This is a genomic window from Pantoea sp. MHSD4, from assembly GCF_021043305.1.
In the GTDB taxonomy this organism is placed as follows: domain Bacteria; phylum Pseudomonadota; class Gammaproteobacteria; order Enterobacterales; family Enterobacteriaceae; genus Pantoea; species Pantoea eucalypti.
On sequence record NZ_JAJNDH010000003.1, the window covers coordinates 509,008 to 529,264 of the forward strand.

16 protein-coding genes are annotated in these 20,257 nt (G+C 53.3%); 12 read left to right on the forward strand and 4 right to left on the reverse strand.

The window, feature by feature from the left end; translation table 11 throughout:
* The first annotated feature begins 71 nt into the window (after positions 1-71).
* The 3 genes from dgt to LQK91_RS12815 all read left to right on the forward strand — a co-directional run bounded on the left by dgt (position 72) and on the right by LQK91_RS12815 (position 4,483).
* Complete coding sequence (gene dgt, locus LQK91_RS12805) at positions 72-1,562, forward strand: dGTPase (RefSeq protein WP_105099575.1); 1,491 nt, start codon at positions 72-74, stop codon at positions 1,560-1,562.
* Between the two features lie 133 nt (positions 1,563-1,695).
* Complete coding sequence (gene degP, locus LQK91_RS12810; RefSeq protein WP_008925630.1) at positions 1,696-3,141, forward strand: serine endoprotease DegP; 1,446 nt, start codon at positions 1,696-1,698, stop codon at positions 3,139-3,141.
* Positions 3,142-3,325: 184 nt separating this feature from the next.
* Positions 3,326-4,483, forward strand: a complete 1,158-nt coding sequence (locus LQK91_RS12815) for a CdaR family transcriptional regulator (RefSeq protein ID WP_105099576.1) — start codon at positions 3,326-3,328, stop codon at positions 4,481-4,483.
* Between the two features lie 61 nt (positions 4,484-4,544).
* Here the strand turns inward: LQK91_RS12815 and LQK91_RS12820 are convergent, their stop codons facing one another.
* The 4 genes from LQK91_RS12820 to map form a co-directional block, all read right to left on the reverse strand.
* On the reverse strand, positions 4,545-4,937 hold the full coding sequence (locus LQK91_RS12820; protein ID WP_008925632.1) for a DUF3461 family protein: 393 nt from the start codon (positions 4,935-4,937) through the stop codon (positions 4,545-4,547).
* 224 nt (positions 4,938-5,161) lie between these two features.
* Entirely contained in the window at positions 5,162-5,986 is an 825-nt protein-coding gene (gene dapD, locus LQK91_RS12825) for a 2,3,4,5-tetrahydropyridine-2,6-dicarboxylate N-succinyltransferase (RefSeq protein WP_008925633.1), read from the reverse strand.
* Positions 5,987-6,069: 83 nt separating this feature from the next.
* Positions 6,070-8,724, reverse strand: a complete 2,655-nt coding sequence (gene glnD / locus LQK91_RS12830; protein WP_105099577.1) for a bifunctional uridylyltransferase/uridylyl-removing protein GlnD — start codon at positions 8,722-8,724, stop codon at positions 6,070-6,072.
* A 66-nt stretch (positions 8,725-8,790) separates the two neighbouring features.
* Positions 8,791-9,585 carry a type I methionyl aminopeptidase gene (map, locus tag LQK91_RS12835; RefSeq protein WP_105099578.1) on the reverse strand — a complete coding sequence of 265 codons (795 nt, stop codon included), beginning with the start codon at positions 9,583-9,585 and terminating at the stop codon, positions 8,791-8,793.
* 318 nt (positions 9,586-9,903) lie between these two features.
* Between map and rpsB the strand changes: the two genes are divergently transcribed.
* The 9 genes from rpsB (at position 9,904) to bamA (ending at position 20,187) form a co-directional block, all read left to right on the forward strand.
* The gene (gene rpsB, locus LQK91_RS12840) at positions 9,904-10,629 is read left to right on the forward strand and encodes a 30S ribosomal protein S2 (RefSeq protein WP_008925636.1); all 726 of its coding nucleotides are present in this window, start codon (positions 9,904-9,906) and stop codon (positions 10,627-10,629) included.
* A gap of 182 nt (positions 10,630-10,811) precedes the next feature.
* The gene (gene tsf / locus LQK91_RS12845) at positions 10,812-11,663 is read left to right on the forward strand and encodes a translation elongation factor Ts (protein WP_008925637.1); all 852 of its coding nucleotides are present in this window, start codon (positions 10,812-10,814) and stop codon (positions 11,661-11,663) included.
* 157 nt (positions 11,664-11,820) lie between these two features.
* Entirely contained in the window at positions 11,821-12,546 is a 726-nt protein-coding gene (pyrH, locus tag LQK91_RS12850; protein WP_003852654.1) for a UMP kinase, read from the forward strand.
* Between the two features lie 143 nt (positions 12,547-12,689).
* Entirely contained in the window at positions 12,690-13,247 is a 558-nt protein-coding gene (gene frr, locus LQK91_RS12855; RefSeq protein ID WP_003852653.1) for a ribosome recycling factor, read from the forward strand.
* A 111-nt stretch (positions 13,248-13,358) separates the two neighbouring features.
* Positions 13,359-14,555, forward strand: a complete 1,197-nt coding sequence (gene ispC, locus LQK91_RS12860; RefSeq protein WP_008925638.1) for a 1-deoxy-D-xylulose-5-phosphate reductoisomerase — start codon at positions 13,359-13,361, stop codon at positions 14,553-14,555.
* 181 nt (positions 14,556-14,736) lie between these two features.
* Positions 14,737-15,489, forward strand: coding sequence for a (2E,6E)-farnesyl-diphosphate-specific ditrans,polycis-undecaprenyl-diphosphate synthase (gene ispU / locus LQK91_RS12865; protein WP_003852651.1), 753 nt, complete (start codon positions 14,737-14,739; stop codon positions 15,487-15,489).
* A gap of 18 nt (positions 15,490-15,507) precedes the next feature.
* A complete protein-coding gene (gene cdsA / locus LQK91_RS12870) occupies positions 15,508-16,365 on the forward strand; it encodes a phosphatidate cytidylyltransferase (protein ID WP_033743116.1) in 858 nt (285 codons plus the stop codon).
* A gap of 12 nt (positions 16,366-16,377) precedes the next feature.
* Entirely contained in the window at positions 16,378-17,724 is a 1,347-nt protein-coding gene (rseP, locus tag LQK91_RS12875; RefSeq protein ID WP_039658714.1) for a sigma E protease regulator RseP, read from the forward strand.
* A gap of 51 nt (positions 17,725-17,775) precedes the next feature.
* Complete coding sequence (gene bamA / locus LQK91_RS12880; protein WP_003852645.1) at positions 17,776-20,187, forward strand: outer membrane protein assembly factor BamA; 2,412 nt, start codon at positions 17,776-17,778, stop codon at positions 20,185-20,187.
* The last annotated feature ends 70 nt before the right edge of the window (positions 20,188-20,257 follow it).

Genomic DNA, 20,257 nt, shown 5'->3' on the forward strand with positions numbered 1-20,257 from the left:
GAATCAAAATTTAGGGCATAGTCTACCATGGCATTCAGGGGATTAATTCACGAAAAAGTCAGGGGTAATTCATGTCGGCGATCAATTTCAGGAAGAAGATCAGCTTCTCACGCCCTTATAACAGCCGAAAAGATCCGGAAGGTGAATATTACATTACCCGCCATTTTGAGAGCGACCGTGGACGAATTATCAACTCGGCCGCTATCCGGCGTCTGCAGCAGAAAACGCAGGTCTTTCCACTGGAGCGCAACGCCGCCGTTCGCTCCCGCCTGACGCACTCGCTGGAGGTGCAGCAAACCGGGCGCTACATCACCAAAGAGATTCTGCAAACCCTGAAGATGCAGGGCGGGCTGGCGCAGTATGGACTGGATGAGATGGAAGGCGCGTTTGAAAGTCTGATCGAGATGGCGTGTCTGCTGCATGACGTCGGTAATCCGCCGTTTGGCCATTTTGGCGAGGCCGCCATTAACGACTGGTTTGAAGAGAACCTCTCTGCCGAACTGGTGGATCCGCTGGTAGCGGGCGTTGAAGGAGAAGAACAGCGGAAGGCTTTTGATCAGCTGAATGCCATGATCCGCCAGGACCTCTGCCATTTTGAGGGCAATGCGCAGGCCATTCGTATGGTGCATACGCTGCTGCAACTCAATCTCAGTTATTCTCAGGTCGCCTGCATCCTGAAATATACCGCACCCGCCTGGTGGCAGGGTGAAAAACCTGCCGAATTTAGCGTCTTAATGAAGAAACCCGGCTTTTATCTCTCTGAGCAGGAGTATATTGCGGATTTACGTGCTGCCACCAATATGAAAGAACACCATCGCTTTCCGCTTACCTATATAATGGAAGCGGCGGATGATATCTCCTATTGTATTGCCGATTTGGACGACGCTGTAGAAAAAGATATCTTTAATGTTGAGAGTTTGTTTGAGTTTCTCAATAAAGCCTGGGGGCCGGTTAAAAATAATGACGCCTTCAGCCGGACTATTGGTGAAGCCTGGCGCGAAGCCTGCAGTAAAAAACGGCGAAGCCGCAGCGATCAATTTTTTATGTCATTACGCGTAAATGTTCAGAGCGTGCTGGTAAGTTATGCCGTGAAACGTTTCGTTGATAATCTGCCTGCTATATTCGATGGCAGTTTCAATCACGCGCTGCTGGAAGATGAGGGTGAAGAGGGCCGGTTACTGCAACTGTTTAAAACTGTTGCGCGCCAGCAGGTCTTTAATCACTCTGAAGTCGAGCAGCTGGAGTTGCAGGGATACCGCGTAATCAAAGGGCTGCTGGAGATCTATCAGCCGCTGATGCGCCTGAACTATGAGGCTTTCACCACGCTGATAAATGAAGACTTCCTGCGTCAGCATCCGATTGAAACCCGGCTTTTTCATAAGCTTTCTGGTAAACACCGTAAAGCCTATTTGCAAAAGATGCGTACCCTTGTGGTAGAGCATAAATATCAGCGGCTGCTGTGGGAACGTTATTATCGCTTCCGGCTTATTCAGGATTATATCAGTGGAATGACCGATCTCTATGCCTGGGATGAGTATCGCCGACTGATGGCTGTAGAATAAGCCGGCGTTTGTAAAGGCCGCGAATAAATTTTTACCTTTGACTTAAACTTTTAAAGGAATTTCGCGCTAAAACATTTATCTCACCTTTCGACCACAGCAATGGTCTGAACAGTAATCTTATCGAGAAATGAAAATGAAAAAAAAGACTTTAGTGTTAAGTGCGCTGGCGTTGAGCCTGAGCATGGCGCTCGCCCCAGTTACTGTTTTTGCTGCGCAAACGGCCTCTTCCGATAGCCAGCAACTCCCTAGCCTGGCGCCTATGCTGGAAAAGGTAATGCCGTCTGTGGTCAGTATCAGCGTTGAGGGTACCACCACCGTGAAAACCCCGCGCATGCCGCAGCAGTTTCAGCAATTCTTTGGCGACAACTCGCCCTTCTGCCAGGACGGTTCTCCGTTCCAGGGATCACCCATGTGTCAGAGCGGTGACGGCGCGGGCGGTAACGGTGGCGCGCCAGGCCCTGATACCCAGCAGGAAAAATTCCGGGCTCTTGGGTCGGGCGTCATCATCAACGCTGAAAAAGGCTATGTGGTGACGAACAACCACGTGGTGAACAACGCCACTAAAATTCAGGTGCAGCTCAGCGATGGTCGTCATTATGACGCCAAAGTCATTGGTAAAGATCCCAGCTCTGACATTGCACTGATTCAGCTGAAGGACGCTAAAAATCTGACTGCTGTGAAAATCGCTGACTCCGACAGCCTGCGCGTCGGTGACTACACCGTGGCGATCGGCAACCCGTATGGTCTGGGTGAGACCGTCACCTCCGGGATCGTCTCGGCGCTGGGACGCAGCGGCCTGAACGTGGAAAACTACGAAAACTTTATCCAGACGGATGCGGCAATTAACCGGGGTAACTCCGGTGGTGCGCTGGTTAACCTTAATGGTGAACTGATAGGGATTAACACCGCTATTCTGGCGCCGGATGGCGGCAACATCGGTATCGGCTTTGCTATCCCAAGCAACATGGTTAAAAACCTGACGGCTCAGATGGTTGAGTTTGGTCAGGTGAAACGTGGCGAGCTGGGCGTGCAGGGGACTGAACTGAACTCCGAGCTGGCAAAAGCGATGAAGGTTGATGCACAGCGTGGTGCCTTTGTCAGCCAGGTGCTGCCAGACTCTGCGGCGGCTAAAGCGGGTATTAAAGCGGGTGACGTGATTGTTTCAATGAATGGCAAACCGCTGAGCAGCTTTGCTTCTCTGCGTGCGGAAGTGGGTTCGCTGCCGGTTGGCACCACACTGAAACTGGGCCTGCTGCGCGACGGCAAACCCGTTGATGTCTCGGTTACCTTGCAGCAGAGCAGCCAGGCGAAAGTGCAGTCCGCCACCATTTACAACGGCATTGAAGGGGCTGACCTCAGCAATGTTGAAACCGGTGATAAAGGTGTTCGCGTGGATAATGTGAAACCCGGCAGCGCCGCAGCGCGTATCGGCCTGAAAAAGGGTGACGTGATCCAGGGAGTTAACCAGCAGCCGGTAACCAACCTCGGTGAGCTGCGAAAAGTCCTCGACACCAAACCAGCCGTTCTGGCGCTGAATGTGAAACGTGGTGACAGCAGCATCTATCTGCTGATGCAGTAACGGTATAACAACTGTTCATGAGGCGGACTGCGGTCCGCCTTTTTTATGCCCGCCTTCCGCGCCGCCAGAGTGTGATGCTCTCCGCAAATTCGGTAAATGATTGCCCGGCTCTGTGCAGTTGCACAATGCTCTGTGCGCAACCCATGCGTATTCTGTTTCTCACCCTCTTTTCCAGGAGTAATGGATGGCTACCTATCACCTTGATGCCCGGCTGGCGCAGGATATCGTGGCACGCACCATGAAAATTATTGACAGTAATGTCAACGTGATGGATGCGCGGGGCCGGATCATCGGCAGCGGTGACCGGGAGCGTATTGGGGAGTTGCACGAAGGTGCGTTGCTGGTGCTCTCTCAGGGGCGTGTTGTCGATATTGATGAGGCGGTTGCTAAACATCTTCATGGTGTGCGGCCCGGCATTAATCTGCCGCTGCGCATCGACGGTGACATTGTCGGGGTCATTGGGCTGACGGGCGAGCCACTGGCGCTGCGACATTATGGCGAACTGGTCTGCATGACCGCAGAGATGATGCTGGAACAGGCGCGATTGCTGCATATGCTGGCGCAGGACAGCCGTCTGCGTGAAGAGCTGGTGCTGAACCTGATCCGCAGCGATACCCTGTCGCCACAACTGACTGAATGGGCACAGCGGTTGGGCATCGATCTCAATCAGCCGCGTGTGGTCGCCGTGCTGGAAGTGGACAGCGGTCAGCTCGGCGTCGACAGCGCGATGTCAGAATTACAGCAGCTGCAAACGCTGCTGACCACGCCGGAGCGCGATAATCTGATCGCTATTGTGTCGCTGACCGAAATGGTGGTGCTGAAGCCCGCACTGAATGGACATGGACGCTACGACCAGGAGGATCATCGCCGCCGCGTGGAACAGTTACTGCAGCGGATGAAAGAGAGCGGACATTTACGGATGCGTATCGCACTGGGCAACTTCTTTAGCGGGCCTGGCAGCATTGCACGCTCTTACCGGACCGCACGCACCACAATGATGGTGGGCAAGCAACGTATGCCCGAGTTACGCAGCTATTTTTATCAGGATCTGGTGTTGCCGGTGCTGCTCGACAGCCTGCGTGGCGGCTGGCAGGCCAACGAACTGGCCCGGCCACTGGCGAAGCTTAAGAGCATGGATAACAACGGCTTGCTGCGACGCACGTTAATCGCGTGGTTCACCCATAATGTCCAGCCAAGCGCCACCGCGCGTGCGCTGTTCATTCATCGCAATACGCTGGAATATCGGCTAAACCGGATTTCTGAACTCACCGGACTGAATCTTGGCCATTTCGATGACAGGCTGTTGCTCTATGTGGCTTTACAGCTGGATGAGCAGGGATAGGAGCCGAATTCAGGGCATAAAAAAAGGCCAGCAAAGCTGGCCTCTCTCGTCGGACAAAAAATTAACGGCTGTTACGGGTTAATTTTTCCAGATCCGATTCAATTTCAGTGATCTTGTGGGAAACCACGCTTTCCAGGTGACGCAGGTCATCCAGAATTTTGCGTTTCAGATCCACTTCAACCTGGTCACGCTGGCAAATCTGGTCCAGTTCATCGATGACATAACGCAGATTCGGGCTGATTTCCTGAACTTCTTTGTAGCCCTGGGTTGCGTGATCGGCAACAACAGTTTTGCGCTGACGCGGATATTTGAATTTGACGCTCTTTGCGAAAAACTCGCCTTTATCTTTGCGGAAGTAAATCTTCAGAATGTCGTTGTTGGCTTCCTGACGCAGGCTGTAGCGGTCAATGTCGTCCGGGTTACTGATACCTAAGCTTTTCAGATTGTCATACATAGCGTTGTTTCCATCAAAAGTGAGAAGCGCGCAGACTTGTTCATGACGTCCGTCAACTGTAGACATAAATAAGCGGGATGAACATTGCGCGACAGGATTTAACTGGCGCGGATTATGACCTGGATGAAAACTAAACGCACCAGTTAATTCGCGACGCGAAGCATGTTGTTCAGGAATAGCTGTAAAGAAAAGATGACGGGCTGCTTTCCAGCCCGTCATTTTACTCAGTCGATGGTGCGCAGCAGTTCGTTAATGCCGGTTTTACCCAGCGTCTTCGCATCCACTTTCTTCACGATCACGGCACAGTAGAGGCTGTAGCTGCCATCTTTAGACGGCAGGTTACCTGAGACCACGACGGAACCGGCAGGAACACGGCCGTAGTGGACTTCACCGGTTTCGCGGTCATAGATTTTGGTGCTCTGACCGATGTAAACGCCCATTGAGATCACTGAGCCTGCTTCAACAATCACGCCTTCAACGATTTCAGAGCGTGCACCGATGAAGCAGTTGTCTTCGATAATGGTCGGGTTTGCCTGCAACGGTTCCAGCACACCACCGATACCCACGCCGCCAGAAAGGTGAACGTTTTTACCAATCTGCGCACAGGAGCCGACAGTCGCCCAGGTGTCCACCATAGTGCCTTCATCCACGAAGGCGCCGATGTTGACGTAAGAAGGCATCAGGACCGTGTTGCGGGCGATATAAGCACCCTGGCGAACAGCTGCAGGCGGCACGACGCGGAAACCCGCTTCTTTGAAACGCGCTTCATCCCAGCCAGCAAATTTCATCGGGACTTTGTCGTAGAAGCGGGTTTCTGAACCTTCCATTACCTGATTGTCATTAATGCGGAAAGAGAGCAGCACTGCTTTCTTCAGCCACTGATGCGTTACCCACTCGCCGTCGATCTTCTCAGCAACGCGCAGCTCACCGCTGTCCAGCAGGGAGATAACCTGGTTGATGGCATCGCGGGTTTCGCTGTCGACGCTGGCAGGGGTAATGTCAGCGCGACGTTCGAAGGCGGATTCAATAACGCTCTGTAACTGTTGCATATTTTTTTCCTGATCTGTCATGTGCGGTGCCGGACAACAGCCCGACACAAGTAAATAGAGTAATGTCTACAAATTGAATCTGGTCACACTTTATCGTTTGGATTAAGGGCCTCTGTCAACCGTTGTTGCAACGCTTTGCGCATTTCTTCATCCAGTGCCTGACGTTCGCTGTTGGCCAGAATAAATAAATCTTCGACCCGCTCGCCGATGGTGCTGATGCGTGCACCGTGCAGTGAGACACCCAGATCGGCAAAGACTTCGCCGACCCGCGCCAGCAGGCCTGGCTGATCCAGCGCCACCAGTTCCAGGTAGCTGCGACGGTCAGTGTGCGTTGGCAGAAAGTTCACTTCGGTATCCACGCTGAAATGCCGCAGTTTGGCCGACGGACGACGGGTACGCGGCGGCACCCAATCTGACTGAGTGATTGCCTGTTCCAGCGCCTGAATGATCATCGGATGGCGATCGGGGGAGAGCGGGCTGCCATCCGGTTCCAGCACAATAAAGGTATCCATTGCCATGCCGTCCCGGCTGGTGAAGATTTGCGCGTCGTGAACGCTGAGGTTACGACGGTCGAGTTCACCGGCCACAGCAGCAAACAGATGAGGCCGATCGGGACTCCAGATAAAAATTTCGGTCCCGCCACGGGTGGCCTGCGGGCTGACCAGCACCAGCGGTTTTTTCAGATCGTGAACCAGCAGGTGGCGGGCATGCCACGCAATCTGATTCGGCGTATGGCGCAGGAAGTAGTCCGCGCGGCAACGATTCCAGATCTGGTGCAGACGCTCTTCATCAATGTTATCCATCCGCAGCAGTGCCAGTGCCTGCAGGCGATGATGACGCACCCGTTCCCGCAAATCCGGACTGTTTTCCATACCGCGTCGTAACTGCTTCTCGGTGGCGAAAAACAGCTCGCGTAACAGGCTCTGCTTCCAGCTGTTCCACAGACTTTCATTGGTGGCGCAGATATCGGCCACGGTCAGACAAACCAGATAGCGCAGCCGGTTCTCATTCTGCATCACCTCAGCAAACTGCTGGATCACCGTCGGATCCTGAATATCGCGACGCTGCGCCGTGACAGACATCAGCAGGTGATGACGAACCAGCCAGGCCACCAGTTGAGTTTCACGCGAGTTAAGGCCATGCATTTCAGCGAACTCAAGCGCATCCTGCGCGCCAAGAATAGAGTGATCGCCGCCGCGCCCTTTGGCAATGTCATGCAGCAGCGCAGCCATCAGTAACAGCTCCTGCTGCGGCAGGCGTGGCCATAACTCGACACACAGTGGATGCTGAGGACGGGTGGCTTCATTGGCGAAGCTTTCCAGCTTCTGCAGGACACGAATAGTATGCTCATCCACGGTGTAGGCATGGAACAGATCAAACTGCATCTGTCCGACGATATGCCCCCACAGCGGTGTATAGGCCCACAGCACGCTATGACGATGCATCGGCACCAGCGCCCGGCTCACCGCGCCGGGATGGCGCAGAATTGACATAAACGTGCGTCGCGCTTCCGGAATCTGACACAGCGGCTGTTTAAGATGTCGACGTGCATGGCGCAGGTGACGCAGGGTGGTGGAGTAGATCCCTTTGATACTGTCGTTACGTACCATCACGTAGAACATACGCAGAATCGCCTGCGGCTCGCGGGTGAACAGCGTTTCGTCGCGCAGGTCGATCAAATCACCCCGCAGCTGGAAATCGTCGTCGATAGGCCTGGGTTTTTCACTGGTGGAGAGCGCCAGAATCGCCTCATCAAACAGCTGCAGCAGCATCTGGTTCAGTTCACCGATACGCCGTGTGACCCGATAGAAATCCTTCATCATGCGTTCGACCGGCTCATTGCCTTCGCCCTGGTAATTCAGGCGCTGCGCCACACTGAGCTGGCGATCGAATAGCAGGCGGTTATCGTAGCGGGGGAGGGAAAGATGCAGGGCAAAGCGGATGCGCCAGAGAAACTCCTGACATTCGTTGAGTTCGCTGCGCTCAGCGTCAGTGAGGAAACCAAAGCCGACCATCTCATCCAGGGTAGTGGCACCAAAATGGCGTCGGGCAACCCACTGCAGCGTATGGATGTCTCGCAGGCCACCGGGACTGCTTTTGATATCGGGCTCGAGGTTATAACTGGTGCCGTGATAACGCTTGTGGCGCTCCTGCTGCTCATCAATTTTGGCGGCGAAAAAGCGGGATGAGGGCCAGAAACCGTCGCTGAAGATATTTTTCTGCAGTTCCAGAAACAGCGCCACATCGCCAGTCAGCATCCGTGATTCGATCAGGTTGGTGGCGACGGTCAGATCAGACAATCCCTCCAGCAGACACTCTTCCAGCGTGCGGACGCTGTGGCCCACTTCCAGTTTAAGATCCCACATCAGCGTTAAGAGATCGCTGGTGCGTTGCGCAGCCTGTTCATCCAGCGGCTGGCGGCTGAGGATCAGAACATCGATATCAGAGAGCGGATGCAGTTCGGCACGGCCATAGCCGCCAACGGCGACCAGCGCGGTAGACGGCATTTCATCAAAGCCAAAGAAGCGCCACAGGCGACGCAGCAGCCGATCAATAAACAGCGTGCGGGCATCGATCAGCGGCTCAACGGGTTCACCGGCATCAAACGCGGCAGCCAGATGTTGCTGAAACAGCTCCAGCCTCGGCTTCAGAATGTCGCGGGTCAGCTGGTTGTCACCCCATTCGGCTGGCGAATCAACCAGACCGTTTTTCACATCTTCCGACAGACTCACGCTCATGCAGCTCTTCTCTTTTTTAGCCAAAAAAAAGCCGGCTCAGCGCCGGCTTGATCTGTTTTGGGGGAATTACCCTTCGGCGACGAGCACAGCGGGCAGCGCGTCGTCTTTGCGCAGGGTTAAAATCTCACAGCCGTTTTCCGTCACCACAATAGTATGCTCATACTGCGCGGACAAGCTGCGATCTTTGGTTTTTACCGTCCAGCCATCTTTCATGGTGCGGATGCGGTAATCCCCGGCATTGACCATCGGTTCTACTGTAAAGGTCATACCCGCCTGTAACACGACGCCGCTATCATCGGCATCGTAATGCAATACCTGAGGCTCTTCGTGGAACCCCTTGCCGATGCCGTGACCGCAATATTCGCGTACGACAGAGAAGTCGTTTGCTTCAACATACTTCTGAATGGCACGACCCAACTCGCGCAGGCGGATGCCGGGCTTAATCAGACGCAGGGAAAGATAGAGGCTCTCCTGCGTGACGCGGCACAGGCGCTCACCCTGAATAGTGGGTTTACCAACAATAAACATCTTTGAGGTATCACCGTGGTACTCATCTTTAATGACGGTGACATCGATATTGACGATATCGCCATCTTTCAGAGGGCGATCGTCACTGGGAATCCCGTGACAAACCACTTCATTCACCGAGATGCAGACTGATTTCGGAAAACCGTGATAGCCAAGGCAGGCAGAGACGGCCTGCTGCTTCTGCGTGATGTGTTCGTGGCAGATACGGTCCAGCTCGCCGGTGGTGACACCCGGTTGAACATGAGGCTCGATCATCTCCAGCACTTCGGCGGCCAGTCGGCCCGCGACGCGCATTTTTTCGATTTCTTCAGGGGTTTTGATTGAAATTGCCATTAAATTAATCCGCAGTTGTCGAAATTTTCGACAATAATAAGGTCTGTGCTGTCATGTTAGCAGCCAGCAAATGGGCTGCCAAATAGAGAACGCGCTGGCGCTCATCAGTGATCATTTATTGGCGTCCCATGGTGGTTTGTGGTATAAAGCGCGCCGACGATTCTCTGTATGGCTGTTTCGGTCAGCAGGAAACGCATAACTCTCATTATGTGTAATAAAACACACATGTATCGACACATACGCCGGGGTGCCTTGAAAGAGGTCGGTCGTATGGGATACATGGAGGCCCAACCCCAATCAAACTTTAGAGGTTTTATCATGGCAACTGTTTCCATGCGCGACATGCTCCAGGCTGGTGTTCACTTCGGTCACCAGACCCGTTACTGGAACCCAAAAATGAAGCCATTCATCTTTGGTGCACGTAACAAGGTTCACATCATCAACCTGGAAAAAACTGTACCTATGTTCAACGAAGCTCTGGCTGAACTGAACAAGATCTCTTCCCGTAAAGGTAAGATCCTGATCGTAGGTACTAAGCGCGCTGCTGCCCAGGCAGTAAAAGAGTCTGCACTGAGCTGCGACCAGTTCTTCGTAAACCACCGCTGGTTGGGTGGCATGCTGACCAACTGGAAAACCGTGCGTCAGTCAATCAAGCGTCTGAAAGATCTGGAGATTCAGTCTCAGGATGGCACTTTCGACAAACTGACCAAAAAAGAAGCGCTGATGCGTGCGCGTGAGCTGGCCAAGCTGGAAAACAGCCTGGGCGGTATCAAAGACATGGGCGGTCTGCCAGACGCACTGTTTGTTGTTGATGCTGATCACGAACACATCGCAATCAAAGAAGCAAACAACCTGGGTATCCCGGTATTTGCTATCGTTGATACCAACTCAGATCCAGATGGCGTTGATTTCGTTATCCCAGGTAACGACGATGCGATCCGTGCTGTAAACCTGTACCTGACTGCCGTTGCGACTACCGTTCGCGAAGGCCGCTCTCAGGACCTGGCTGAGCAAGCTGAAGAAGCGTCTTTAGAAAACGCTTAATTAAGGTTTGCTCTGCATAAGAGCCCTTAGCATTCAGATGTGATCTGTAAGGGGCCTATACTGGCCCCTTTATTTTATCTAAGTCTGTCACGCCCCCAACCGGACGGCGGGACAGAGTAAATTTTCCGCAAATAAGTGTCTGCTGGTGCAAACGTACTCAGGCACGAACCGAGGATTCTGGAATGGCTGACATTACCGCTGCATTGGTAAAAGAACTGCGCGAGCGTACTGGCGCTGGCATGATGGATTGCAAAAAAGCGCTGACTGAAGCGAACGGCGACATTGAGCTGGCGATTGAGAACATGCGTAAGTCTGGCGCAATCAAAGCAGCGAAAAAAGCAGGCAACGTTGCTGCTGATGGCGTAATCAAAACCAAGATCGTTGGCGACTACGGCGTGATTCTGGAAGTGAACTGCCAGACTGACTTCGTTGCAAAAGATGGCGGTTTCCAGGCGTTCGCAGACAAAGTTCTGGAAGCGGCTGCCGCTAATCGCGTTACCGACGTTGAAGTTCTGAAAGCGCAGTTCGAAGAAGAGCGCGTTGCACTGGTTGCTAAAATCGGTGAGAACATCAACATCCGTCGCGTTGCAATCCTGGAAGGCGCAGAGCTGGGCAGCTACCTGCACGGCGCACGTATCGGCGTTCTGGTTTCAGCGAAAGGCGCTAACGAAGATCTGATCAAACAGATCGCAATGCACGTTGCAGCAAGCAAACCTGAATTCGTTAAGCCAGAAGACGTTTCTGCTGACGTGGTTGATAAAGAGTACCAGGTTCAGCTGGACATCGCGATGCAGTCTGGCAAGCCAAAAGAGATCGCAGAGAAGATGGTTGAAGGCCGTATGAAGAAATTCACCGGCGAAGTCTCTCTGACAGGTCAGGCTTTCGTTATCGATCCAAGCAAAACCGTTGGCCAGGCTCTGAAAGAGCAGGGCGCTGACGTGATTAACTTCATCCGCTTCGAAGTGGGTGAAGGCATCGAGAAAGTTGAGTCTGACTTCGCTGCAGAAGTTGCAGCAATGTCCAAACAGTCTTAATGCTTTGAAAGAACCGCCATCCGGCGGTTCTTTTTTGTCTGTGAATCGCAACAGACACGTTTTCAGTTTCATCCCAATAGCATTTTCTTTGCGGTAAGCGGATGATCGATCAGAATTTACTTCTCCTTTACACCCAATCTTCCAGGAAGAACTGACCATGGCGACCAACGCAAAACCTGTTTATCAACGTATCCTGCTTAAACTCAGCGGCGAAGCTCTGCAAGGCGCTGAAGGTTTTGGTATCGACGCGAGTGTGCTTGACCGCATGGCACAAGAGGTAAAAGAGCTGGTTGAACTGGGCATCCAGGTTGGCGTAGTGATTGGCGGAGGGAACCTGTTCCGTGGCGCAAGCCTGCAGCAGGCAGGGATGAACCGCGTCGTGGGTGACCACATGGGTATGCTGGCAACCGTGATGAACGGCCTGGCGATGCGTGATGCACTGCACCGCGCCTATGTGAACGCACGCCTGATGTCAGCGATTCCACTGAATGGCGTCTGCGACAACTACAGCTGGGCAGAAGCGATCAGCCTGCTGCGTAACAACCGCGTGGTGATTTTCTCCGCCGGTACCGGTAACCCGTTCTTTACCACCGACTCTGCGGCGTGTTTGCGCGGCATTGAGATTGAAGCGGACGTGGTGCTGAAAGCGACCAAAGTTGACGGCGTCTACTCTGCCGACCCGGTGAAAAGCCCGGACGCAACGCTTTATGAGCAACTGAGCTATGCTGAAGTACTGGATAAAGAGCTGAAAGTGATGGATCTGGCGGCCTTTACCCTGGCGCGTGACCACAAATTGCCTATCCGTGTTTTCAACATGAATAAACCTGGCGCACTGCGTCGTGTAGTGATGGGTGAAAAAGAAGGGACTCTGATTACGCATTAATACCCGAGGCGAGATAAAATAAGGTATATTCTGTCAGCGCGATGAGAATGCATCGCGCACCAGTCAGGATTATCGATGATTATCGATCCCGCTTCCGGTTATGCCGGAACTGGCCAGGTCAAACCGAATCCAAGGGTTTCAACGTGATTAACGACATCAAAAAAGATGCTGACACGCGCATGGAAAAATGCGTTGAAGCATTCAAAACTACCATCAGCAAAGTGCGCACCGGTCGTGCTTCACCTTCGCTGCTTGACGGCATCGTCGTCGAATATTACGGCACGCCGACGCCACTGCGTCAGCTGGCTTCTGTCACTGTGGAAGATTCACGCACGCTGAAAATCAACGTGTTTGACCGTTCACTGAGTCCGGCAGTCGAAAAAGCGATCATGAAGTCTGATCTCGGTCTGAACCCTAGTTCAGCCGGTACCGACATCCGTGTTCCGCTGCCTGCCCTGACAGAAGAGCGTCGTAAAGATCTGATTAAAATCGTGCGCGGCGAAGCCGAGCAGGGCCGTGTGTCGGTACGTAACGTCCGTCGCGATGCCAACGATAAAATCAAAGCGTTGCTGAAAGATAAAGAGATCAGCGAAGACGACGAACGTCGTGCGCAGGATGAAGTGCAAAAAATGACCGATGCGTACATCAAGAAAGTTGATGCCGCACTGTCTGAAAAAGAGTCGGAGCTGATGGATTTCTAATCCCATCACTGCCGGACAAAACGCCGTACAGAGAGGTATTCGTATGAATGCGACATCTGGCGGCGTTTTACATTGTGCCTGAGGGCACGCTGACTTCACACGGATAGCCTCATGAAGCGATTAACTCTGCTGGGATCCACCGGCTCGATCGGCACCAGTACGCTGGCAGTGGTTCGCGCCAACCCGGCGCTTTATCAGATTACTGCGCTGGTCGCTGGCCACAATGTGGCGCTGATGGCCGAACAGTGTGCGGCTTTTACGCCGCGCTACGCCTGCATGGCAGATGAGGCATCCGCCGCTGCGCTGCGTGAGCGACTGAGAGCAATCAGGATCGATACTGAAGTGCTCTCCGGCGTTCAGGCAGCCTGTGAGCTGGCTGCGCTGGATGACGTGGATCAGGTGATGGCGGCAATTGTCGGCGCATCCGGTTTGCTGCCGACGCTGGCAGCCATTCGCGCCGGAAAAACGGTGCTGCTGGCCAACAAAGAATCGCTTGTCACCTGCGGCCGTTTGTTTATGGAGGCGGTGCGTCATCATAACGCGCAGTTACTACCAGTCGACAGTGAGCATAACGCCATTTTTCAGAGTTTACCGGCTACCATCCAGCATCAGTTAGGTTACGCTGACCTGCGGGATAATGGCATTGAGTCGATTATCCTTACGGGATCGGGTGGTCCTTTTCGTGACACAGATTTAGCTGATCTTAGCGCTATGTCGCCGGATCAGGCCTGTGCACATCCGAACTGGTCGATGGGGAGAAAAATCTCTGTTGATTCGGCCACCATGATGAATAAAGGTCTTGAGTACATTGAAGCCCGTTGGTTGTTTAATGCCAGCGCAGCGCAGATGGAAGTGATACTTCACCCACAGTCGGTGATTCACTCCATGGTGCGATACTGCGATGGCAGCGTGCTGGCTCAGTTAGGTTCTCCCGATATGCGTACGCCTATTGCCCACAGCATGGCCTGGCCATCGCGCATCAATGCAGGTGTGACGCCGCTGGATTTTACCCGCATGTCGGCGCTCTCTTTTGCAGAACCTGACTTTAGTCGCTATCCCTGTCTGAAACTGGCCATTGATGCCTGTGAGGCAGGGCAGGCGGCGACCACCACGCTAAATGCTGCCAATGAGGTTGCCGTCGCGGCTTTCCTGAATCACCAGATCCGCTTCACCGACATTGCCGCGCTTAATAGCGCAGTGATGGCGGCACAAGTGTGTCCGGAGCCGGATTCGGTGGACGCTGTCCTTGACATCGATCGCACTGCGCGCGCGCTGGCAACAGAAATGTTGCCGCGCTTCACGTCGTGAAACCGATCGTTATGAGGCCATTTGTTCGCTTCAGGTGAAAATGGTATAGTCGCTGGCTCGCGTTTCACGGTCTGTCACCGAATTCGGTGTAGCCCGGCACTAAGCGTGTGCCGGGATTTGAATCGGGCGCAATGTATTCAGAAAACACAGCATTTCTGATGAAAGGAATTGGTTAAGCGTTATGTCGTCTAACAATCACAACAACACTGATGACCAGCAGGGAAACGGTCCGCGCCACGTCGCTATCATCATGGATGGCAATGGTCGCTGGGCCAAAAATCAGGGAAAATTGCGTATTTCAGGCCACAAAGCCGGTGTTAAATCGGTGCGTCGTGCCGTCAGCTTTGCGGTCAATAACAATCTTGAAGCCCTGACGCTTTATGCCTTCAGTAGTGAAAACTGGAGCCGTCCTGCGCAGGAAGTCACCGCGTTAATGGAACTGTTTGTCTGGGCACTCGACAGTGAAGTAAAGAGCCTGCATAAACACAACGTTCGCTTACGTGTCATTGGCGATACCAGCCGTTTCAGCCCCCGCATTCAGGAACGTATTCGTCGTTCTGAGACCCTGACTGCAAATAATACCCGTCTGACGCTCAACATTGCTGCCAACTATGGCGGCCGTTGGGATATTATCGAAGGCGTGAAAAAACTGGCTGAACAGGTTCAGGAAGGATTACTGCGACCTGACCAGATTACCGAAGAGAGCCTGACGTCGCAGCTCTGCATGCAGGAGCTGGCGCCAGTGGATTTAGTGATAAGGACCGGGGGAGAGCATCGGATTAGCAACTTCCTGCTGTGGCAGATTGCCTATGCTGAATTCTATTTTACCGATGTGCTCTGGCCGGATTTCGATGAACACGTTTTTGAAGGTGCACTGAATGCATTCTCTCTGCGGGAGCGTCGTTTTGGCGGCGCTGCACCAGGCGGCGCCTGAGCAATCTGGGGGTAACCTTTGCTGAAGTCTCGTCTTATTACCGCGTTGATATTAATTCCGCTGGTAATAGCTGCACTATTCTGGTTACCGCCTGTTGGCTTCGCCCTGACAACGATTGTTATCTGCATGCTGGCAGCCTGGGAATGGGGTCAGTTTGCAGGCATGGCATCACGGCAACAGCGTGTCTGGCTGGCTGTACTTTGTGGTCTGTTGCTGGCGCTGATGCAGTTTACGCTGCCACCTTATCAACACACGGTGCATCTGCCACAGATTGCGACATCGCTTTGGGCGTCGCTGGTGTGGTGGGTCGCGGCACTGCTGCTGGTGCTTACCTATCCCGCTTCCGCGGCTTTCTGGCGTCATTCGCGTCCACTTCGCTTACTGTTTGGCGTATTAACGCTCGTGCCCTTTTTCTGGGGCATGGTGGCGCTGCGCCAGTATCACTATGAAACCGACCACTTCGCCGGAGCCTGGTGGCTGCTGTTTGTGCTGCTGCTGGTGTGGGGAGCGGATTCCGGTGCTTATATGTTTGGCAAGATGTTCGGCAAGCACAAGCTGGCGCCGAAAGTCTCACCAGGCAAAACCTGGGAAGGCTTCCTGGGCGGTCTGGTTTCATCGGCGCTGATTGCGCTGCTGTTTGCCACGCTGGCGCCGCTGACGGTCTCCACCGGTACGCTGGTGATTTGCGCGGTTATCGCGACGCTGGCCTCTGTTCTGGGTGACCTCACCGAGAGTATGTTTAAACGTGAAGCGGGCATTAAAGACAGTGGTAATCTGATTCCCGGTCATGGCGGCATGCTTGATCGTATTGATAGTCTGACTGCGGCGGTGCCGGTGTTTGCCTGTTTATTGCTGCTGGTGTTCCGCACCCTTTAAGGACAGGCAAAGATGTTGAGCATAATCTGGAGTTTCTTCGCCTTTATCGTTGCGCTGGGCGTGTTGATTACCGTGCATGAGTTTGGCCACTTCTGGGTCGCTCGTCGCTGTGGTGTCAAAGTTGAGCGCTTTTCCATTGGATTTGGTAAGGCGCTCTGGCAGCGCCGTGACCGCCACGGCACCGAATTTGTCATCGCGCTGATCCCGCTCGGCGGCTACGTTAAAATGCTCGACGAACGCGTCGAAAGCGTGCCCGCCGAGTTGCGTCATCAGGCTTTTAATAACAAAGCCGTCTGGCAACGCGCCTCCATTATTGCGGCAGGGCCTGTCGCTAACTTTATCTTTGCCATCTTTGCCTACTGGGTTGTGTTTATTCACGGCGTACCAGGTGTACGCCCGGTAATCGGTGAAATTTTAAACGGTTCGGTCGCTGCAGAAGCGCAAATTACGCCCGGCATGGAACTTAAGGCTGTTGACGGTATCGAAACGCCTGACTGGGATGCTGTGCGTATGGCGCTGGTGGGTAAAATCGGCGATAGCAGCACCACGTTAACCGTGGCCCGATTTGGCGAAGATACAACCCAGCAGAAGCAGCTGGATTTGCGTAACTGGCAGTTTGAGCCTGATAAGCAGGATCCGGTCGTTGCTTTAGGGATTCAGCCACGCGGTCCGCAAATTGAGACCACACTGGCAGAAGTGCAGGCGAACTCGCCAGCGAGTGAAGCCGGTTTGCAAGCAGGCGACAGGATCGTTAAAGTCGATGGTCAGCCATTATCGCAGTGGCAGACTTTTGTCACGCAGGTCCGGGATAATCCCGGTAAAAGCATGGCGCTTGAAGTGGATCGCGGCGGTGAATCAATTGCGCTGACGATGACGCCAGAAGCGAAAAATGGCAGTAAGGCGGGCTTTGCGGGAGTGATTCCGCGTATCGTCCCGCTGCCAGAAGAGTACAAGACGGTAAGGCAGTATGGCGCATTTGCGGCAATCGGTGAGGCCAGTGTAAAAACCTGGCAATTGATGAAGCTCACTGTTTCCATGCTGGGCAAGTTAATAACCGGTGATGTGAAGCTGAACAACCTGAGCGGGCCAATTTCGATTGCGCAGGGTGCAGGATTGTCAGCTGAGTACGGGTTGATTTACTACCTGATGTTCCTGGCGTTGATTAGCGTCAACCTGGGCATCATCAACCTGTTCCCTTTGCCGGTTTTAGATGGTGGGCACTTGCTCTTCCTTGCGATCGAAAAGATCAAAGGTGGACCGGTGTCCGAGCGAGTTCAGGACTTTAGTTATCGCATCGGTTCGATTTTACTGGTGCTGTTAATGGGGCTTGCACTTTTCAATGATTTCTCACGTTTGTAACCGCTGGAACGCGAACATTCGAGGGATGTGTTAGGAAAACGCATAACAACGATGGCGATGAAAAAGTTGCTCATAGCGTCGCTGCTGTTTAGCAGCGCCACCGTTTACGGTGCAGACGATTTCGTGGTGAAGGATATTCATTTCGAAGGGCTGCAGCGAGTCGCCGTCGGCGCGGCTCTGCTGAGCATGCCAGTACGGGTTGGCGATACGGTGAATGACGATGATGTCAGAAATACCATTCGCTCGCTGTTCGCTACTGGCAACTTTGAGGATGTTCAGGTCCTGCGAGACGGTACAACGCTGATTGTCCAGGTCAAAGAACGCCCTACCATTGCCAGCATTACCTTCACCGGTAACAAAGCGGTGAAAGAGGATCAGCTCAAACAAAATCTGGAAGCCTCAGGTGTGCGTGTCGGCGAAGCGCTGGACCGCACCACTATCTCTTCTATTGAGAAAGGCCTTGAGGATTTCTACTACAGCGTCGGTAAATATACTGCCAACGTGAAAGCGGTGGTGACACCCCTGCCGCGTAACCGTGTCGATCTGAAGCTGGTCTTTACCGAAGGTGTCTCTGCCAAAATTCAGCAGATCAACATCGTCGGTAATAAAGCCTTTAGCTCTGATGAACTGATCTCCCGTTTCCAGCTGCGTGATGAAGTGCCGTGGTGGAACGTAGTAGGCGATCGTAAATACCAGAAGCAGAAACTGGCAGGTGACCTTGAGACTCTGCGCAGCTTCTATCTGGATCGCGGCTATGCACGCTTCAATATCGATTCGACACAGGTCAGCCTGACGCCAGATAAAAAAGGCATCTACATCACGGTGAACATCACCGAGGGTGACCAGTACAAAATTGCTGGCGTAATCGTCAATGGCAGCATGGCGGGCCACTCCGCAGAAATTGAACATCTGACCAAAATTCCGGCAGGCGAGCTCTATAACGGCGCCAAAGTCACGAAAATGGAAGATGACATCAAGAAACTGCTGGGCCGCTACGGCTATGCCTATCCGCGTGTAGTCACACAGCCAGAAATCAACGACGCCGACAAAACCGTGAAACTGCACATCAACGTGGATGCGGGTAACCGTTACTACGTGCGTAATGTTCGTTTCGAAGGTAATGACACGTCAAAAGACTCGGTGTTACGTCGCGAAATGCGTCAGATGGAAGGCGCATGGCTGGGCAGCGATCTGGTTGAACAGGGTAAAGAGCGTCTGAACCGCACCGGTTACTTTGAAACCGTGGATGTGGATACCCAGCGTGTACCAGGCTCGCCTGACCAGGTTGACGTGGTCTACAAAGTTAAAGAGCGTAACACCGGTACTTTCAACTTCGGCGTCGGTTACGGCACTGAAAGTGGTGTGAGTTTCCAGGTTGGCGTAACGCAGGATAACTGGCTGGGCACCGGTAATACCGTGGGCATCAGCGGGACCAAAAACGATTACCAGACCTATGCTGAATTCTCGCTTACTGACCCTTACTTCACCGTTGACGGTGTGAGTCTGGGTGGTCGTCTGTTCTACAACGACTTCAAAGCAGACAATGCTGACCTTTCTGACTATACCAACAAGAGTTATGGTCTGGATGGCACACTTGGCTTCCCGGTTAACGAAAACAACACCCTGCGTGTCGGTCTGGGCTATGTCCACAATGACCTGTCAAACATGCAGCCGCAGGTTGCGATGTGGCGTTACCTTGACTCGGTTGGTAAGCCGCAGCAGCTTAATGACAAAGGCGAATTCTCAGCAGATGACTTCACCTTTAACTACGGCTGGACTTACAACACCCTGGACCGCGGATTCTTCCCGACATCCGGTAACCGCACTAACCTGAATGGTAAAGTGACGATTCCTGGTTCAGATAACAGCTTCTATAAGGCCACGCTCGATAGTCAGCAGTATGTGCCGATTAACCAGGATCGTACCTGGGTGCTGTTGGGACGTGGTCGTATCGGCTATGGCGATGGACTCGGCGGCAAAGAGATGCCGTTCTACGAGAACTTCTATGCCGGTGGTTCAAGCACGGTTCGCGGCTTCCAGTCCAACACCATTGGACCGAAAGCAGCCTACTTTAATAACAACTCGTCGAACTGCCGAATCGCTGATCCAAATGGCGTTTGTAAGTCTGACGATGCGGTGGGCGGTAACGCCATGGCGATCGCCAGCCTTGAGCTGATCACGCCAACGCCGTTCCTGAGCGAGAAGTATGCTAACTCGGTGCGTACCTCGGTGTTTGTCGATGCCGGTACCGCGTGGGATACCCATTGGGAAAATACAGCGGAAACGCGTGCGGCAGGCATTCCTGACTACAGCGATCCAAACAACATTCGTGTATCAAGCGGTGTTGCGTTGCAGTGGATGTCACCGCTTGGCCCGCTGGTGTTCTCTTACGCCCAGCCGTTCAAGAAAGTCGATGGAGACAAGTCAGAGCAGTTCCAGTTTAACATTGGTAAAACCTGGTAATGTTCTGAGCAGGGATGCATAGCTGAAGTATTGCTGCCGGGCAGCACCTGTTGCTGTTCCGGCGCAAACA

Excerpts from the sequence above, each read along its gene's own strand:
- dgt (WP_105099575.1), top strand. The coding sequence starts at position 72 with ATGTCGGCGATCAATTTCAGGAAGAAGATCAGCTTCTCACGCCCTTAT.
- degP (WP_008925630.1), top strand. The coding sequence starts at position 1,696 with ATGAAAAAAAAGACTTTAGTGTTAAGTGCGCTGGCGTTGAGCCTGAGC.
- LQK91_RS12815 (WP_105099576.1), top strand. The coding sequence starts at position 3,326 with ATGGCTACCTATCACCTTGATGCCCGGCTGGCGCAGGATATCGTGGCA.
- LQK91_RS12820 (WP_008925632.1), bottom strand. The coding sequence starts at position 4,937 with ATGTATGACAATCTGAAAAGCTTAGGTATCAGTAACCCGGACGACATT.
- dapD (WP_008925633.1), bottom strand. The coding sequence starts at position 5,986 with ATGCAACAGTTACAGAGCGTTATTGAATCCGCCTTCGAACGTCGCGCT.
- glnD (WP_105099577.1), bottom strand. The coding sequence starts at position 8,724 with ATGAGCGTGAGTCTGTCGGAAGATGTGAAAAACGGTCTGGTTGATTCG.
- map (WP_105099578.1), bottom strand. The coding sequence starts at position 9,585 with ATGGCAATTTCAATCAAAACCCCTGAAGAAATCGAAAAAATGCGCGTC.
- rpsB (WP_008925636.1), top strand. The coding sequence starts at position 9,904 with ATGGCAACTGTTTCCATGCGCGACATGCTCCAGGCTGGTGTTCACTTC.
- tsf (WP_008925637.1), top strand. The coding sequence starts at position 10,812 with ATGGCTGACATTACCGCTGCATTGGTAAAAGAACTGCGCGAGCGTACT.
- pyrH (WP_003852654.1), top strand. The coding sequence starts at position 11,821 with ATGGCGACCAACGCAAAACCTGTTTATCAACGTATCCTGCTTAAACTC.
- ispC (WP_008925638.1), top strand. The coding sequence starts at position 13,359 with ATGAAGCGATTAACTCTGCTGGGATCCACCGGCTCGATCGGCACCAGT.
- ispU (WP_003852651.1), top strand. The coding sequence starts at position 14,737 with ATGTCGTCTAACAATCACAACAACACTGATGACCAGCAGGGAAACGGT.
- rseP (WP_039658714.1), top strand. The coding sequence starts at position 16,378 with ATGTTGAGCATAATCTGGAGTTTCTTCGCCTTTATCGTTGCGCTGGGC.
- bamA (WP_003852645.1), top strand. The coding sequence starts at position 17,776 with ATGGCGATGAAAAAGTTGCTCATAGCGTCGCTGCTGTTTAGCAGCGCC.